Source organism: Flavobacterium sp. (genome assembly GCF_050696275.1).
Lineage (GTDB): Bacteria > Bacteroidota > Bacteroidia > Flavobacteriales > Flavobacteriaceae > Flavobacterium.
Genome location: NZ_JBOGUT010000026.1, coordinates 15649 through 31788 on the forward strand (window position 1 = coordinate 15649; position 16140 = coordinate 31788).

The following is a 16140-nucleotide window of genomic DNA, read 5'->3' on the forward strand; positions in this document are numbered from 1 at the left end:
AAAAAAGTACAAATCTAACTCATACTATCATGGAGAAAAAAACAACAAAACAAGTGCTGGCAGGGATTATCCTATTGTCTGTTTTCGGAGCCTTCGCACAAGGCAACGGCACGGCCGGAATCAACGAAGCCACCCAAATGGTAACATCCTATTTCGATCCCGCCACGCAGCTTATTTATGCCATCGGAGCTGTGGTAGGATTAATCGGTGGCGTTAAAGTTTATAACAAATTCAGCAGCGGAGATCCCGATACCAGTAAAACCGCAGCAAGCTGGTTTGGTGCGTGTATTTTCCTGATTGTAGCGGCTACCATTCTGCGTTCCTTCTTCCTTTAAAAATTGATATATGAACAATTACAATATCAATAAAGGTATCGGAAGAACAGTAGAATTTAAGGGCCTCAAGGCGCAATATCTGTTCATCTTCGCTGGCGGATTGCTCGGAACCCTTATTCTGGTCATGATACTTTACATGGCTGGGGTCAATTCCTATGCCTGCCTGTTTCTAGGAACCGGAGGCGCTTCGCTGATTGTATGGCAAACCTTCTCCCTGAACAGAAAGTATGGAGAACACGGACTGATGAAAATAGGTGCAAGAAAAAGGCATCCCCAATACATCATCTGCCGCAAACCCGTACACCGCTACCTGAAGTTCACCCCTAAATCCAGTGCCATATGAGAAATGGAGCAAAAGCCACAACACTGGAAAGCAAGTTCCCGTTACTGGCAGTAGAGAACAACTGTATCTTGTCAAAAGACGCTGACATTACTGCCTGCTTTCAGGTGCATTTACCGGAACTGTTCACGGTAGCTTCCGCCGAATACGAAGCCATTCATTCCGCCTGGCATAAAGCGATCAAGACCCTGCCTGATTTTACGGTCGTTCACAAACAGGACTGGTACATTAAAGAGGGCTACGCACCCGATATGGCAGAAGACAACCAAAGTTTTTTAGCAAAGTCATACCAACGCCATTTCAATGAGCGTCCGTTCCTGAATCATTACTGCTATCTGTTCCTGACCAAAACCACTAAGGAAAGAATGCGGATGCAGAGCAATTTTTCATCGCTCTGCAAAGGAACATTGATACCAAAGGAAATCAGGGACAAGGAAGCAATCCATCGCTTTATGGAGGCAGTTGCTCAGTTTGAGCGTATCATCAACGACTGCGGATTTATCAAACTGCAGCGCCTGAGCGAAGAGGATATTATCGGTTCGGAAGGAAAACAGGGATTACTGGAACAGTACCTGACGCTGTCACGAGAAGCCCGAACACCAATGCAGGATATCGCACTCGGAGGTGAAGAAGTACGCATTGGCAACAAAAGGCTGTGCCTGCACACCTTATCCGATACAGATGATTTGCCCGGAACGGTATCGGCAGATACACGCTACGAAAAACTGTCCACCGACCGCAGTGACTGCCGTTTGTCTTTTGCTGCCCCCGTGGGATTGCTGCTCAGCTGCAATCATATTTACAACCAATACCTGTTTTTGGATAACAGCGATGAGAGCCTGCAAAAGTTTGAAAAATCCGCACGAAACATGCATTCACTGGCTCGTTACAGCCGTGCCAACCAGATCAACAAGGAATGGATTGAGCGCTACCTGAACGAAGCCCATTCTTTTGGCCTGTCGTCCATAAGGGCGCACTTCAATATCATGGCCTGGTCGGAAGATCCCGGCGAACTCAAGCAGATAAAGAATGACAGCGGGAGCGCACTGGCACTGATGGAATGCAAACCTCGCCACAACACTACCGATACAGCTACGCTGTATTGGGCAGCAATGCCCGGCAATGCGGCAGATTTTCCAAGTGAAGAAAGTTTTTACACGTTCATTGAGCCAGCTTTATGCTTCTTTACTGAAGAAACCAACTACCACAATTCACCATCGCCTTTTGGCATCAAGATGGCAGACAGGCTCACAGGCAAACCCATCCATCTGGATATTTCAGACCTGCCCATGAAACGAGGTATCATCACTAATCGGAACAAGTTTATATTGGGTCCTTCGGGCAGCGGAAAATCCTTCTTTACCAATCATATGGTCAGACAGTATTATGAGCAGGGAGCCCATGTGCTTTTGGTGGATACCGGAAACAGTTATCAAGGTTTGTGTGAACTCATCAAAGGAAAAACCAAAGGGGAAGACGGGGTGTATTTTACGTATACCGAAGACAATCCCATTGCCTTTAATCCATTCTATACCGATGATGGTGTGTTCGATATTGAAAAAAGGGAAAGTGTCAAAACCCTGATACTGACACTTTGGAAACGCGATGATGAACCGCCAACCCGTTCAGAAGAAGTGGCATTGTCCAATGCTGTAAGCGGTTATATCGAGCGTATCAAACAAAGCGATGTGTATCCTTCTTTCAATGGTTTCTACGAATATGTTCAGGGTGATTATCGCAAGGTGCTGGAAGAAAAACAGGTAAGGGAAAAAGACTTTGATATTGCCAATTTCCTCAATGTACTCGAACCGTATTACAAAGGCGGCGAGTATGATTACCTGCTCAATTCCGATAAACAGTTAGACCTGCTTTCCAAGCGATTTATCGTGTTTGAGATTGATGCCATCAAAGACCACAAAATCCTCTTTCCAATTGTGACCATCATTATTATGGAGGTGTTCATCAACAAGATGAGAAGATTGAAAGGTATCCGCAAACTTATCCTGATTGAAGAAGCCTGGAAGGCCATCGCCAAAGAAGGAATGGCGGAATACATCAAGTACCTTTTCAAAACTGTCCGTAAATTTTTTGGTGAAGCCATTGTGGTAACGCAGGAAGTAGATGACATCATCCAGTCGCCCATTGTAAAAGAAAGCATCATCAATAACTCCGATTGTAAAATCCTGCTCGACCAGCGCAAGTACATGAACAAATTTGATGATATACAGGCAATGCTCGGATTGACTGATAAAGAAAAGGCACAGGTACTTTCCATCAATATGAATAATGATGCCTCAAGGCTTTACAAGGAGGTGTGGATAGGTTTGGGCGGTACGCACTCTGCGGTATATGCCACGGAAGTTAGTTTGGAGGAATATCTCGCCTATACCACCGAAGAAACCGAGAAAATGGAAGTCATGCAGCTTGCCTCAGAACTGGACGGCAATGTAGAACTCGCCATCAAGCACATTGCCATTAGGCGGCGTGATAAAGCAGATTAATAATCAAATAATCATTAACAACTTAAAAATTGAAGAACAATGAAAAAATTAATGTTTATGGTGTATACAGCGCTATTCCTTACTGCTGCACCTTCTGTAAAAGCCCAGTGGGTAGTTACAGACCCTACCAACCTGGCTTCAGGTATTCTGAACAGTGCCAATGAAATTGTACAGACATCCTCCACGGTATCGAATGTGATTAAAAATTTCAAGGAAGTTGAAAAGGTATACAAACAGGGCAAAGAATATTACGACAAGCTACAGGCGGTAAACAATCTGGTGAAAGATGCACGCAAAGTACAACAGACGGTTTTGCTAGTCGGCGACGTGTCTGAAATGTATGTGCAGAACTTTGGAAAAATGATGAACGATCCCAACTTTTCTGCCCGCGAATTGGCAGCTATTGCCAATGGCTATTCAGCACTGCTGGGTGAGAGTACCGAGCTACTGAAGGAACTCAAACAGATTGTGAACTCCTCAAGCCTATCCCTGAATGACAAAGAACGCATGGATATTATTGACCGTGTGTACAAAGAAGTAAAAGAATACCACAGCCTTGTACGCTACTATACCAACAAGAATATCTCCATAAGCATTCTAAGGGCAAAAAAGCAGAACAATACAAAAAGAGTGCTGGAACTCTATGGACCTTCAAACCAAAAATACTGGTAAGCTATGGAATTTAATAACCTTCACGAAGTCCTACGCTCCCTATATGATGAGATGCTGCCACTGTCCGCCGATATGGCGGCAGTGTCCAAAGGACTGGCTGGTCTGGGAGCTTTGTTCTATGTAGCCATCAAGGTATGGCAGGCACTCAGCCGGGCAGAACCGATTGATATGTACCCTTTGCTGCGTCCATTTGCATTAGGATTTTGCATCATGTTTTTCCCGACCATAGTACTGGGAACCATTAATGCAATCTTAAGCCCAGTGGTTACAGGAACCCATTCCATCCTTGAAAACCAGGTGCTTGACCTGAACGATTTACAGGCAAAAAAAGACCAGCTGGATCGGGAAGCGATGCTTCGCGACCCTGAAACTGCCTATCTGGTATCGAACGAAGAATTTGACAAAAAACTGGAAGAACTGGGCTGGTCACCTGCCGATGTCGGCACAATGGCAGGAATGTATATGGACAGACAGGCTTACAAGATCGAGAAAGCCATAAAAGAATGGTTTCACAATTTGCTGGAAATTCTTTTTCAGGCAGCGGCATTGGTCATTGATACCATACGGACTTTTTTTCTGATAGTCCTGTCAATACTCGGTCCGATAGCATTTGCCATATCGGTATGGGACGGCTTTCAATCCACACTTACACAGTGGCTCACCCGATATGTCAGTGTGTATTTATGGCTTCCGGTAGCAGACCTGTTCAGCTCAATGCTTGCCAAGATACAGTCCCTGATTATTGAACGGGATATTGAAATGCTTGCCGATCCAACATTCATCCCTGATACTTCAAACACCGTGTATATCATCTTTATGATTATAGGTATTGTGGGCTACTTTACCATTCCGACAGTGACAGGTTGGATTATTCAGGCTGGCGGTGCAGGGAACTTTACCCGTAATGTCAACCAGACCGCAATGAAATCTGGAAATATAGCGGGAGCCGGAACCGGTTCAGCAGTTGGAAATATCGGTGGCAGGTTAATCAATAAGTAAACAATTAATCACTGAGGAAAATGGAATTTAAAACGCTAAGAAATATAGAAAACAGTTTCAGGCAGATCAGATTGTACGCTATTGTGTTTGCTGTACTCTGTACAGGGATCACAGGCTATGCCGTATGGCATTCCTATCGCTTTGCGGAACAGCAGCGACAGAAAATCTATGTCCTGGACAATGGGAAATCATTGATGCTGGCATTCGCGCAGGATGCCTCCATCAACCGTCCGGTGGAAGCCCGTGAACACGTAAGACGTTTTCACGAACTGTTCTTTACGCTCGCTCCCGACAAGAACGCCATTGAAAGCAATATGAAACGCGCGTTCAATCTCGCCGATAAAAGCGCCTTCGATTATTACAAAGACCTTTCGGAAAAAGGGTATTTCAACCGCATCATATCGGGTAATGTGCAGCAGCGCATCGAAGTAGACAGTGTGGCCTGCAACTTCGAGACCTATCCCTATGCCGTACGGACCTATGCCAAACAGTTCATCATCCGTTCGAGCAACGTGACAAAACGTAACCTGGTTACGTCTTGTTTTCTGGTAAACTCCGTTCGTTCGGATAATAACCCGCAAGGCTTCAATATCGAAAAGTTCGCCGTGACAGAGAACAAGGATATAGAGGTCATTGAACGCTAAAAAAGTGTGGTATGAAAAATTTAAGAACAAATATGAGCGAGTGGTTTGACAGGCTGGATGAGCGCTGGCAGGCATTGCCTGTAAGGAAACAACACCGCTATACGCTTTACTTTTTTACAGGCTATGTACTGCTAACCTTGGCGGTCATTTTTAAAGTGTGGCTCGATACAGCAAGGTCCGATAATGACATGGAGATCAAGCATATTGATAATCCTGTCCTAAAAAAGGAAGAAAGTCCTGCCACGATACAGGACACTTTGATAACAATTCTAAAAAATAAGATTTATGAAGGAAAATGAAAAAAAGGTCAGCATTCTTGTTGAGGAAGGCGGCCAAAACAAAACATCCAATCTGCCCGATGACAAAAAAGGGAAGCAGGAACGGCTTAAAAAGCCGCTGATATTCGTTTTAATGGGCATCGTGTTTTTGGGCTGTATGTACCTGATATTTAAACCTTCTTCAGAGAAAAAGGAAATCGAAAATATCGGACTCAACGATGCCGTTCCGGAGGCGAGCGATGCCGGAATGCAGGCAGACAAACAAAAGGCATACGAACAGGACATGCTGGAACAAAAGGAGCAGGAAAAACGCAACGCCCTTACCACACTGTCCGACTATTGGAATGAGGACAGTTCATCCGATGATGCGACAGCCGCAGCAACTGATGAAGAAGACTCAAGTAATGGAACTGCCGGTAGCTCTGGAAGATCCGGCAACCTGGCACTAAACAGCTATCGCAATGCACAAAGCACGCTGAGTTCTTTCTATCAGGGCGATAATGACCAGACACAGGAGCTCCGCAAACAAGTGGACGAACTCAGGGAAAAGCTGGCTGAAAAAGAGGTACCTGCAGGTATAACGGCAAATGACCAACTGGCGCTCATGGAAAAATCCTATCAAATGGCTGCCAAGTACCTTCCTTCAGGAACCAATACCAATCAGGGGCCAAACAGCAACAGTACTGGTACTGGTACTTCTGGTACTACACAGAAGGAATATTTTGCCGCATTCGCCCCTGCAAAAAAAAGTACTGTATCATCCCTGTACCGTGAACCCAGCGACAGTACCTTTTTGGCCGAATGGAGCGCAACCAGAAACCGCAGCTTTTATACTGCAGGTTCGGCGCAGCAAGTGGTACAGCCAAAGAACAGTATCAAAGCCTGTGTTCAGGAAACACAGACCATTATCGGCGAAAGCATGGTGCAGCTGCGTTTATTGGAGCCTGCTAAAACACCTAGCCGTATCATTCCGAAGGGTACAGTCATAACCGCTTCTACTAAGATTCAGGCAGGACGTCTACAGTTAAAAGTTACTTCCATTGAACTGGACGGTAATATTATACCTGTAGACATCACCATTTATGATCTTGATGGTCAGCAAGGCTTGTCCGTGCCATATTCACCGGAAATGAATGCCCTTACTGAAATGGCCGGCAATATGAGCCAGCAATCAGGAACAAGCCTCATGCTGACCCAATCAGCAGGACAGCAAATAGCTGCAGAAATGAGCAAAGGAGTAGTTCAGGGAATTTCGGGTTACTTCTCCAAAAAAGTAAGGACACCGAAAGTTACCCTAAAGGCAGGCCATCAACTGTTTCTGGTCTCTAAAAAATAAGAATTAATAGTAAACTTAAAATCAATTAAATAATGAAAAAACAATTTAAAACCTTTTGGGATTATGCCCTGATGATCGGCTCCATCATACCGGCTATGGCACAGGATACTGTAAAATCGCCACTTGCTTTGGGCAGTATAGAACCGTACCAAATGGAAGTTACTTACGACAAGACTTCCCACCTGATTTTTCCAACTGCTATCCGTTATGTGGATCTCGGAAGCGAATACCTGATTGCAGGAAAGGCTGATGATGCCGAAAATGTACTGCGTATAAAAGCCTCTGTAAAGGAGTTTGAACCGGAAACTAATTTCTCGGTAATTACCAACGACGGCCGATTTTACAGCTTCAATGTGTATTACAGTTCCTGTCCTGAAACATTGAGTTACGATCTGTTAACGATGCAAAAGACTGTGGACAAGTCCAGTGGAGACGATGTGCTTTTTGAAGAGTTGGGAAACAACTCACCATCACTAGCAGGCCTGTTAATGGAAACCATCTACAAAAAAGACAAACGTTTTGTAAAGCATATCGGGGCTAAAAGTTTTGGCATTCAGTTTTTACTGAAAGGTATTTACATCCATAATGGCAAATACTATTTCCACACGAAACTTGCCAACCGCACTAATGTTCCTTTCCAGATTGATTTTATCAATTTCAAGGTAGCGGACAAAAAGTTAGCAAAACGTACCGTAGTACAGGAAAGACCCATGATTCCGCTTCGTACTTACAAGCCACTGGATGAGATTGGAGGAAAATCAGTCGAACAAAATGTATTCCTGCTGGACCAGTTTACCATTGCCGATGACAAGGTACTGCTCATTGAGATTTTTGAAAAGAACGGCGGCAGGCACCAGACACTTCAGGTGGAAAATTCGGATTTGATAAGAGCCCGACTGATAAAGGATATGCACCTGAAAATATAGTAACCTCAGTAAAAAAACAATAAATGAAAAAGTATCTATTGGCTACGCTGTTTGTAATAACAAGCAGCATCATGATGCAGGCACAGCGAATGCTGCCTAAACAAAAAGGGCTGGAAATTAATGCAGGAACCTTATCCCGTTATAATTCCGACAGGAATTATTACCTCAGTATAGGGCTGACTGTAAATGGCAGAAACGGGAACTATCGGTTATGGGCATTGGAATATACCCATCAGTATTCAAAATACAAAGAGCTGAGAATACCACAGGAAACATACAGCATGGAAGGTGGCTGTAGTTTTTACCTGTTAGGAGATCCCGCTAAAAATATTTCCCTCAATACAGCCATCACCGGGATTATCGGTTATGAAACTATTAATCGTGGAAATAACATCCTATATGATGGTGCAAAGATTCTTAATGAAGAGAACTTCATCTACGGCGCGGGAGGAAAATTGTCCCTGGAAACCTATTTATCCGATCATTTTGTATTGCTGGTTCAGGCAAAGACAAAAGTATTTTGGGGAACATCCCTGGAACAGCTTCGAGCGTCTGCAGGTGTGGGTTTACGATATAACTTTTAAAAACAATAATTATGAAATCAGTATTCAATTATAAAAACATCGGTTTTACAGTACAGTTCAAATATCTATGGTTATTTTTTGCTATAATGCTAAGCACGAGCCTTCTTTCTTCATGTGAAAAGGAAGATTTGGAAATCCAAAAAGGTATACCATTTGAAGTTAGTGTAATGCCGGTCCCCCAGGCAATCGCCAACGGTCAGACCATTGAGATAAGGCTTATGATTCAAAGAACCGATCAATATAGCGGCACGCAGTATTTTATCCGCTATTTTCAATATGACGGTCTGGGTCTGCTGCGATACGACCAACAGCATGCTTTTGTTCCCAATAATTTATATCCCATACCAGCAGAACAATTTCGGTTGTATTATACGTCACAGGCCTATGTGACACATTCTTTCACTATCTGGATTTCTGATAATTTTGGGAATGAAAAACAGTTGAATTTTCAGCTAAATAGCTTAAATAGATAAAATCGGTAGCGATTGCTATAAAGTAAATTGACCTGCCGAAATACGGCCGGTCAATTTTTATAATTTACTTTCTCCATTAAAAATATATAAACTAAAAGCAATTGCATGATAAAAAATAGATAATTCAAAACTACTTTAATCTAATTGCTCTATCAATTTTATCTTGTCCAATAGTTAGGACATACTGTTGCTTTTCTTGCACCATTATATCTACTCTATGGGAAATATTGGTATCCTGATGTTCTAAAGCATCCAGGATTGCCTCATCCTCTGTGTTTCTCCAATCCTTATGAAGATCTTTTTCCTTACAAACTGCTTTGAATTTACGTACTAATGTAAAGGAATCACTTTTTAAAATGTTATTTTTTGCCATGATGTTAATTAGTTAGGGTTAAAATTTATCGGGAAAACTAAACGTATACCAATGTTGTTTCTTTCAATTAATGTATAATCTACGTCGTTAGAATTAAAAATATTAGTAAAATTATAATACAGTTCTGCATTGATAGTTGATTTATCTTTCTTTTTATCAATGAATGGAAATACTACACCAAATCCTGCGTTGTAAACTGGTTTTATGTTTTGGGTATATTTACTTTTTGGAAAAATATGAAATCCTATAGCGCTTCTGCTAAAAGGAAAATGATAAAAATCAACATCAACATTTAATTCAGTTACACCGGTTTTATAGGTTCCTGAATAAGCAAAGAATTTATCAGAGATTTCCCTTATTTGATTTGAACTTGTTCCAATAGTACTGGTTTGGGTTACTTCCACTTTCTTTAAATCATTAAAATTACTTTTATATTTCATTGTTAAAGAAGATGTAAAGTAGGTTGTTTTGTAATTTGTTTGATTTAAATTGACATAAGAATATTGTGTTTTAAACTCATGACTAATGTAATTGTCTTTGGTGATTTGATTCTCATAAATTTCCTTTGGGTCTAATAATCTAAATTCATCATTTTTAAGTTTATACGCCAACGAAAACCATGAGAATTGGTAGCCTGCTACTTTTAACTTTGAAATATCATTTTCGTTTAATTTGTCAGCTCTGGTATTATTAATCTTGAGCAGTTCTTTTAATTTATTGTAATCCTTATTGAGCAATTTATTCTCAGCAATTTTAGCTGCATTTTGATTCTTTTTGAAAATTTTATTATCAACTTGGGCAGTGAATAATTCTTTTTCATCAGCTGTGAGTGGAGTATTCAACTTTTGATTGAGCGTTGCGATATCGGCATCAAGTGTTTTATTTTCCGTATTTAATTTATCGTTTTCAATTATACGTTCATTGTTTTCAAAAGACTTTAAGATTTTAGCTTTAGCCGCGGAATGGTCTTTTACGATTTTAGTGCTATCTTCTAGGTATTTATCATAGTCACTTTGATAATAATATATTGTTCTTGGAGTCTTTTTATATAAAAAATGATACTGAACTTCCAAACTGATATTTGTATTTAACTTTGAGTTGTTAAAAATAGCATAGGTTCCGTCAGATATTCCTCCCATCATTTTACCAGTAATGATATTACCATTTTCGAGAATAAATGTAGGACTGAAAGTCACTTCAGTTTTCTCAATATCCACACCTGCATAACTACCGACGTTATTTGCTGTTTGTCCAGTAATTAATTTTGAAAAACTCGTTTGAATTATTGCGTTGAAATCTTTATTAGATAAAGCTTTGTCTGTTTTTTGCAATACAATACTATCTTTATTCTTTAATGGTTTTTCTTTTACCGATTGTGAATATGTAGCACTATAGCCTAAAATAAATAAAAAAAGTAATAGTTTTTTCATAAGATTCAAGTTTTATTTTTTACTGATTTAATGTTCTCCTAAAAAAAATAGTTCTCATTTCCAATCAAAATATTTTCTTCTAAATTAAAAAGGATTTTTTTTCTGGCACTACGTATTTATACGGATTTTTCACAAATAAAAACTTACAAAACAAACAATATAATATATGAGTTATATTTTTGATTACAGGTAGCCGAAGAAAAGCAATTAGAAAAGAAAGACTAAAGAATATAATTGTACAATATTATTGCTGGAGACTAACCTGACGAAAAGTTAAATTTATTCTTGGCAATACATCCCGTGCAGTTTTAGGTATCTGATGCTCCCAATATGTATTTGTATTTCCTGCCATGAGTAAGAATGTACCATGATGCAAAGGGATTTCTATCTGTGGAATATGCTTTAAAAATTTATGACGCAGGCGGAATAAACGTGTTTCACCAAATGTTACCGAGGCTATATTCATATCTTTATTACTGCTGGCGGTTTTATCACTATGCCAGGACACGCCATCATTGCCATTCCTATAGAGATTAAGCAATACTGCATTGAATTTCATCTGTGTTTCATTTTCGACCCTTTCCCTGATGGTCAGTAGTTCTACAGGCCAGTTGGGATTCGATTTTCGGGAACTCCGGTTCGTATCACCATACCAGGAAACCATTCTGGGCGCCGTAACCACTTTGTCATACATCGGCATATCATATTCATGCCATTTGGTTTGATAGAGTAAAATATTGTAATACTGATCGGACTCTTCCTTGGTGAAAAAATTATCGATTAACAGTAAGTCAGCGTTGGGAACGTCAAAAATTCTTTTGCCATCTGTGCCTGATGCGAAAATTTCGGTGTCGTTAAAGAGTGTCATCATTGTTATTTGCTTTTTCATGTTCTTTATTTTTTTTACTATTGGGCCATTTTGTACCGCGGCATATGGTATTCTTGTTCCTGTGGATAAGGTTCCCGATGGGTCATGCTCACATCTTCACGGATCTGCTGTTGTGTATGGAATCTTCTTTCGTCTGTAGCCGAATAACGGGGATCCGCAATAAAGGGCATCTTTGCCATTTTGGATATGGTAATGGTTGGAAAATGATAATCCACTTCTACCTTGCCCTGCAGCAGGTAACATCCTCCCCCCTGAAAAGGATAGTCACGCAGGCAATCGGCAAAATGGGCCGTGTCAAAAAATTCCCCTTCTTTATCAATCCAGGTTCCAAAAAACATGTCACCCCGTTTGGTAGGAACATGTTTCCTTGAAATCAGATACGCAAGCATCCTGACCGTTTTCTTATGGTGTTTGGTTAAATCCTTTGCCATGACGTCCCCACGGAAAGAAGTCTTCAATAAATTAAACGGTGTAACGGAAACAGGAAAATCAAGCAACTCAATCTCATCAAAAGCATCCTCAAACGGGGAACGTTCCAGTACCGGCAACTTATAATCCTTTACAGGTTCCTGAATCAACAGGAGATTGCGGTTCTCAGGCTTGAAATTGATTAAAATTAATCGTGCAATAATCAGCAATTCGTTTTTCTGTTTGCCGGTAAATCGAAAGGCATTAATGAAAATCAGAGTCTGGATTCCTTCAATTCCAATAGAAACACGGTTGATAAAATCCTCAAGTGATTGATAGGGTCCATTCTCCTCCCTTTCACTTACAATCAATTCTGAAGTCTGAGATTGCAAGCTTTTCAAATGCTGAAATCCGAGGTAGATATGGGTTCCAGATACATTGGTCTGCACATCACTTTTATTGACACATGGATTATGGATTTTTGCACCGGACATTCTTGCTTCGTGTACATAAACTTCTGTGCGGTAAAAACCACCAAAATTATTGATTACCGCCGTCATGAATTCAATCGGGTAATGGACTTTCAAATAGAGGCTTTGGTAACTTTCCACTGCGTAGGATGCCGAGTGTGCCTTGCAAAAGGAATATCCGGCAAAGGATTCAATCTGCCTGTAAATTTCCTGGCTTAATTCTAATGGATGCCCTTGCTCGGCGCAGGAAGCAAAAAAGTTGTCCTTTACTTTTTGGAGGGCTGTTTTTGAACGCCCTTTACCACTCATGGCACGCCGGAGGATATCGCCATCGGCAGCAGGCAACCCGCCATAATGCAGTGCAATTTTAATAACATCCTCTTGGTAAACCATTATGCCATAGGTTTCCCCCAATTGTTCCTTGAATACATCATGAAAATATTCAAAACGATCAGGATTATTGTGCCTGAAAATATATTCCTTCATCATGCCTGATTGAGCAACTCCCGGGCGGATAATGGAGGAAGCAGCCACCAGTACTTTGTAATTGTCGCAGTTAAGCCTTCGGAGCAAACCCCGCATGGCCGGACTTTCAATATAAAAACACCCGATGGTTTTACCCCGGCTTAGAAATTCATTACATTTTACCTCATCTTTAGAGATAGTAGTGTCCCGGATATTGACATCGATGTTCCGGTTTTTTTTAATCAGTTTTACGGCATCGTCGATATGTCCAATACCCCGCTGGCTTAAAATATCGAATTTGTCAAAGCCAATTTCCTCTGCCACATGCATATCAAACTGTACAATGGGAAACCCTTTAGGGGGCATTTCCAAAGCGGAATAATTGGTGATCGGCTTTTCCGAAATGATAATGCCACAGGAATGCATGCTGCGTTGGTTAGGATATTTTTCAAGCATCATGCCATAATACTGTACCATTTTCACCACTTCATTTTTCTGATGCTGCTTCATCGGGTTCTTTGCCAATTCGTCCAATTCCTCCTTTGGCAAACCAAAAACTTTGCCCACTTCACGGAAAATGGAACGGTACTTGAACTCAACGTTTGTACCGCAAAAAGCCACGTGGTCAGCCCCGTATTTAGTGAATATGTATTGCAAAATGATGTCACGTTCCCGCCACGACCAGTCAATATCAAAATCGGGTGGCGTTTTGCGGTTCAGGTTGAGAAAACGTTCGAAATACAAATCCAGTTCCAGCGGGCATATATCCGTAATATCAAGGCAATATGCAATAATACTATTGGCACCACTTCCTCGTCCGATGTGTAAAAAAACCTGACTGATGCTGTATTGTACAATATCCCATGTGATGAGAAAATAACCGCTGAATTCCAGTTCATCAATTACCCTGAGCTCTTTTTCAACCCGTTCCAATGCCTCCTTATTGTCAGCGCCATACCGGCGGACCATTCCTTCATAAGCCAGTTTGGTAAGCAATTCGATATCACCCTGTTTGTTTGCGGTGTAATGTTTTTTATTTTTTGGAGTACCGAAGTCGTATTGGAAATCACATTGGGCTATTAATTTTTCAGTGTTTTCAATAATAACCGGATAATCGTTAAATTTGGCAATAAGATTTTCTTGCGGCAGCATGACTTCAGAAATTTTGCAATGATCTCCCTCAGTTAACTTGGTGCCAATAATATTCAAATCGATTGCCCTGAGTATCTTATGCAAATTTAATTCCTCTTTGGTTCTATAGGTAACGCTTTGCAGTACCACCATTTTATCGATTCTGTTTTTCCATGCAGGATTGTATAGTCTGGACAGCTGTTCTGCCGTAATACCGATAAATTCATTTTCCTGCAGCTTGTCAGGAACATTCTCGAAGGGATAGATGATAAAGGTATTTTCAAAATCAGGTGCCTGAATAGGGAGCATCCTTTCTTCAAAATTGTGTTTGGTCAGCAGTCGGTTCATCTCGGATATTCCTTCACTGTTTTTTGCCAGACCCACATAAAGCTGTTTGGAGCCGTTACGGAAATCAATCCCAACCAAAGGTTTTATATTCAAAACTTCGCAGGCTTTTATAAATTCATAAATTCCTGTTACCGTATTAATGTCCGTCAATGCCATTGCCGTTACACCAAACTGCGCAGCCTGCTCCACCAGTTCATTTAATGGAATAGTTCCGTAACGGAGTGAATGGAAAGAATGACAGTTCAAATACATTATTGGGTGTTGTTAGGGTTAATAAATCCTTGTGGGTTTGAAATGATATTTCCTGTTTTTGATTTAAGGATTCTTCCCCCGCATCTGGTAACAGCATCAAAGCCAAACCGGTTTTTGATTTTATCCATCGTCTGGTATAATGCCATCATTTCTTCGGTATCCTCAAACATATTAATCTGATAGGTACCCCGTACCAAACCGGTAAATGTTATCCCGACCAGCCTGATTCTCATACGTCGGTTGTACAGTTTATGGAACAGCTCAAGTACGCTGTTTGCCAAAACATGATCGCAGGAGGTGTAGGCTATTTTTCTTTGCTGGTTTTCGGTATCAAAATTGGCATATCGTATTTTTACAGACACTGTGGAAACTAGCCACCCTTCACACCGTGCCTGATACGCTAATTTCTCCACCATTCCCAAAATCAATGCTTTCACCTGATATATGTCAATAGTGTCCTGAAGATAGGTATGTTCCGTTGAAAGGGATTTCCTTTCCCTATACGGTTCAACTGGCGAATGGTCTATGCCATTAGCTCTTTTCCATAATTCCAGCCCATTTTTTCCTATCATACTTTGCAGTACCTCGGGTGGCATTTCGGATAGTTTCTCAATATTCCGTATGCCTAATCTTGAAAGCAGGTTAAAAGTAACTTCTCCTACCATGGGAATTTTACGGATGGATAAAGGGTTCAGAAAGGGCTGTACCATATTTTGGGAAATTTCCAGATTCCCTTTTGGTTTTCCTTCACCTGTAGCAATTTTGGAAACCGTTTTGTTTACCGATAAAGCAAAACTTATGGGCAGACCGGTTTCTTTGGTAATGCTTTGGGAAAGCTCGTTTGTCCATTTATAACAGCCATAGAATTTATCCATGCCTGAAATGTCCAGATAGAATTCATCAATACTTGCTTTTTCAACCAGTGGTGCATTCTCTTCAATAATCTGTGTGACCTCATGGGATTTGTTGGAGAACAATTCCATGTCGCCCTTGATGATTTTTGCCTGCGGGCAAAGCTGCATTGCCATTCGGATGGGCATTGCTGAACGGACACCAAAATACCTTGCCTCATAGGAACATGACGCTACAACACCTCTTTCGCCACCGCCAACAATCAAAGGGATACCATTTAATTGGGGGTTTTGAAGTCGTGCGCAGGAGACAAAAAATGTATCCAAATCCATATGTACGATGGCGCGTGTCATGTTATCCTGAATATTTTATGTTGAAATATCTTTTTACAAAATTAGGACGTTAAATCCCTTGAATGATTATATTTGTAGTGA

At 41.0% G+C, this 16140-nt stretch carries 16 protein-coding genes; 11 read left to right on the forward strand and 5 right to left on the reverse strand.

Features of this window, described 5'->3' with window-relative positions; genetic code table 11:
• The first annotated feature begins 29 nt into the window (after positions 1-29).
• From ACRDEC_RS12940 to ACRDEC_RS12990, 11 genes are read left to right on the forward strand one after another with little or no spacing between them, the layout of a single operon-like run.
• Positions 30-335 (forward strand): DUF4134 domain-containing protein, encoded by a 306-nt coding sequence (locus tag ACRDEC_RS12940; protein ID WP_431498777.1) that lies wholly within the window; start codon positions 30-32, stop codon positions 333-335.
• A gap of 10 nt (positions 336-345) precedes the next feature.
• Positions 346-678: a DUF4133 domain-containing protein gene (locus ACRDEC_RS12945; RefSeq protein ID WP_431498778.1), complete on the forward strand. Its 333-nt coding sequence runs from the start codon at positions 346-348 to the stop codon at positions 676-678.
• A complete protein-coding gene (locus tag ACRDEC_RS12950) occupies positions 675-3176 on the forward strand; it encodes a TraG family conjugative transposon ATPase (RefSeq protein WP_431498779.1) in 2502 nt (833 codons plus the stop codon). Before ACRDEC_RS12945 ends, ACRDEC_RS12950 begins: the two co-directional genes overlap by 4 nt.
• A gap of 39 nt (positions 3177-3215) precedes the next feature.
• A complete protein-coding gene (locus ACRDEC_RS12955) occupies positions 3216-3848 on the forward strand; it encodes a DUF4141 domain-containing protein (RefSeq protein ID WP_431498780.1) in 633 nt (210 codons plus the stop codon).
• A 3-nt stretch (positions 3849-3851) separates the two neighbouring features.
• Positions 3852-4847: a conjugative transposon protein TraJ gene (gene traJ / locus ACRDEC_RS12960; protein WP_431498781.1), complete on the forward strand. Its 996-nt coding sequence runs from the start codon at positions 3852-3854 to the stop codon at positions 4845-4847.
• A gap of 20 nt (positions 4848-4867) precedes the next feature.
• Positions 4868-5491 (forward strand): conjugative transposon protein TraK, encoded by a 624-nt coding sequence (gene traK / locus ACRDEC_RS12965; protein ID WP_431498782.1) that lies wholly within the window; start codon positions 4868-4870, stop codon positions 5489-5491.
• 11 nt (positions 5492-5502) lie between these two features.
• Positions 5503-5790 (forward strand): nitrogen regulatory IIA protein, encoded by a 288-nt coding sequence (locus ACRDEC_RS12970; protein ID WP_431498783.1) that lies wholly within the window; start codon positions 5503-5505, stop codon positions 5788-5790.
• On the forward strand, positions 5777-7105 hold the full coding sequence (gene traM, locus ACRDEC_RS12975; RefSeq protein WP_431498784.1) for a conjugative transposon protein TraM: 1329 nt from the start codon (positions 5777-5779) through the stop codon (positions 7103-7105). The genes ACRDEC_RS12970 and traM overlap by 14 nt, the downstream gene beginning before the upstream one ends.
• 32 nt (positions 7106-7137) lie before the next feature.
• Positions 7138-8031, forward strand: coding sequence for a conjugative transposon protein TraN (traN, locus tag ACRDEC_RS12980; protein WP_431498785.1), 894 nt, complete (start codon positions 7138-7140; stop codon positions 8029-8031).
• A gap of 23 nt (positions 8032-8054) precedes the next feature.
• Positions 8055-8615, forward strand: coding sequence for a conjugal transfer protein TraO (locus ACRDEC_RS12985; RefSeq protein WP_431498786.1), 561 nt, complete (start codon positions 8055-8057; stop codon positions 8613-8615).
• 11 nt (positions 8616-8626) lie between these two features.
• The gene (locus ACRDEC_RS12990; RefSeq protein ID WP_431498787.1) at positions 8627-9088 is read left to right on the forward strand and encodes a DUF3872 domain-containing protein; all 462 of its coding nucleotides are present in this window, start codon (positions 8627-8629) and stop codon (positions 9086-9088) included.
• Positions 9089-9218: 130 nt separating this feature from the next.
• Here the strand turns inward: ACRDEC_RS12990 and ACRDEC_RS12995 are convergent, their stop codons facing one another.
• From ACRDEC_RS12995 to dinB, 5 genes are all read right to left on the reverse strand, one after another.
• Entirely contained in the window at positions 9219-9461 is a 243-nt protein-coding gene (locus ACRDEC_RS12995) for a hypothetical protein (RefSeq protein WP_431498788.1), read from the reverse strand.
• Between the two features lie 8 nt (positions 9462-9469).
• Entirely contained in the window at positions 9470-10891 is a 1422-nt protein-coding gene (locus tag ACRDEC_RS13000; RefSeq protein WP_431498789.1) for a hypothetical protein, read from the reverse strand.
• Positions 10892-11135: 244 nt separating this feature from the next.
• Complete coding sequence (locus tag ACRDEC_RS13005; protein WP_431498790.1) at positions 11136-11762, reverse strand: alpha-ketoglutarate-dependent dioxygenase AlkB family protein; 627 nt, start codon at positions 11760-11762, stop codon at positions 11136-11138.
• Between the two features lie 35 nt (positions 11763-11797).
• Positions 11798-14854 (reverse strand): DNA polymerase III subunit alpha, encoded by a 3057-nt coding sequence (locus ACRDEC_RS13010; protein ID WP_431498791.1) that lies wholly within the window; start codon positions 14852-14854, stop codon positions 11798-11800.
• A complete protein-coding gene (gene dinB / locus ACRDEC_RS13015; RefSeq protein ID WP_431498792.1) occupies positions 14854-16059 on the reverse strand; it encodes a DNA polymerase IV in 1206 nt (401 codons plus the stop codon). The genes ACRDEC_RS13010 and dinB overlap by 1 nt, the downstream gene beginning before the upstream one ends.
• Positions 16060-16140: the final 81 nt, after the last annotated feature.

What these genes read in the sequence shown, in the direction of transcription:
- ACRDEC_RS12940 (WP_431498777.1), top strand. Translation starts at nt 30, where the DNA reads ATGGAGAAAAAAACAACAAAACAAGTGCTGGCAGGGATTATCCTATTG.
- ACRDEC_RS12945 (WP_431498778.1), top strand. Translation starts at nt 346, where the DNA reads ATGAACAATTACAATATCAATAAAGGTATCGGAAGAACAGTAGAATTT.
- ACRDEC_RS12950 (WP_431498779.1), top strand. Translation starts at nt 675, where the DNA reads ATGAGAAATGGAGCAAAAGCCACAACACTGGAAAGCAAGTTCCCGTTA.
- ACRDEC_RS12955 (WP_431498780.1), top strand. Translation starts at nt 3,216, where the DNA reads ATGAAAAAATTAATGTTTATGGTGTATACAGCGCTATTCCTTACTGCT.
- traJ (WP_431498781.1), top strand. Translation starts at nt 3,852, where the DNA reads ATGGAATTTAATAACCTTCACGAAGTCCTACGCTCCCTATATGATGAG.
- traK (WP_431498782.1), top strand. Translation starts at nt 4,868, where the DNA reads ATGGAATTTAAAACGCTAAGAAATATAGAAAACAGTTTCAGGCAGATC.
- ACRDEC_RS12970 (WP_431498783.1), top strand. Translation starts at nt 5,503, where the DNA reads ATGAAAAATTTAAGAACAAATATGAGCGAGTGGTTTGACAGGCTGGAT.
- traM (WP_431498784.1), top strand. Translation starts at nt 5,777, where the DNA reads ATGAAGGAAAATGAAAAAAAGGTCAGCATTCTTGTTGAGGAAGGCGGC.
- traN (WP_431498785.1), top strand. Translation starts at nt 7,138, where the DNA reads ATGAAAAAACAATTTAAAACCTTTTGGGATTATGCCCTGATGATCGGC.
- ACRDEC_RS12985 (WP_431498786.1), top strand. Translation starts at nt 8,055, where the DNA reads ATGAAAAAGTATCTATTGGCTACGCTGTTTGTAATAACAAGCAGCATC.
- ACRDEC_RS12990 (WP_431498787.1), top strand. Translation starts at nt 8,627, where the DNA reads ATGAAATCAGTATTCAATTATAAAAACATCGGTTTTACAGTACAGTTC.
- ACRDEC_RS12995 (WP_431498788.1), bottom strand. Translation starts at nt 9,461, where the DNA reads ATGGCAAAAAATAACATTTTAAAAAGTGATTCCTTTACATTAGTACGT.
- ACRDEC_RS13000 (WP_431498789.1), bottom strand. Translation starts at nt 10,891, where the DNA reads ATGAAAAAACTATTACTTTTTTTATTTATTTTAGGCTATAGTGCTACA.
- ACRDEC_RS13005 (WP_431498790.1), bottom strand. Translation starts at nt 11,762, where the DNA reads ATGATGACACTCTTTAACGACACCGAAATTTTCGCATCAGGCACAGAT.
- ACRDEC_RS13010 (WP_431498791.1), bottom strand. Translation starts at nt 14,854, where the DNA reads ATGTATTTGAACTGTCATTCTTTCCATTCACTCCGTTACGGAACTATT.
- dinB (WP_431498792.1), bottom strand. Translation starts at nt 16,059, where the DNA reads ATGACACGCGCCATCGTACATATGGATTTGGATACATTTTTTGTCTCC.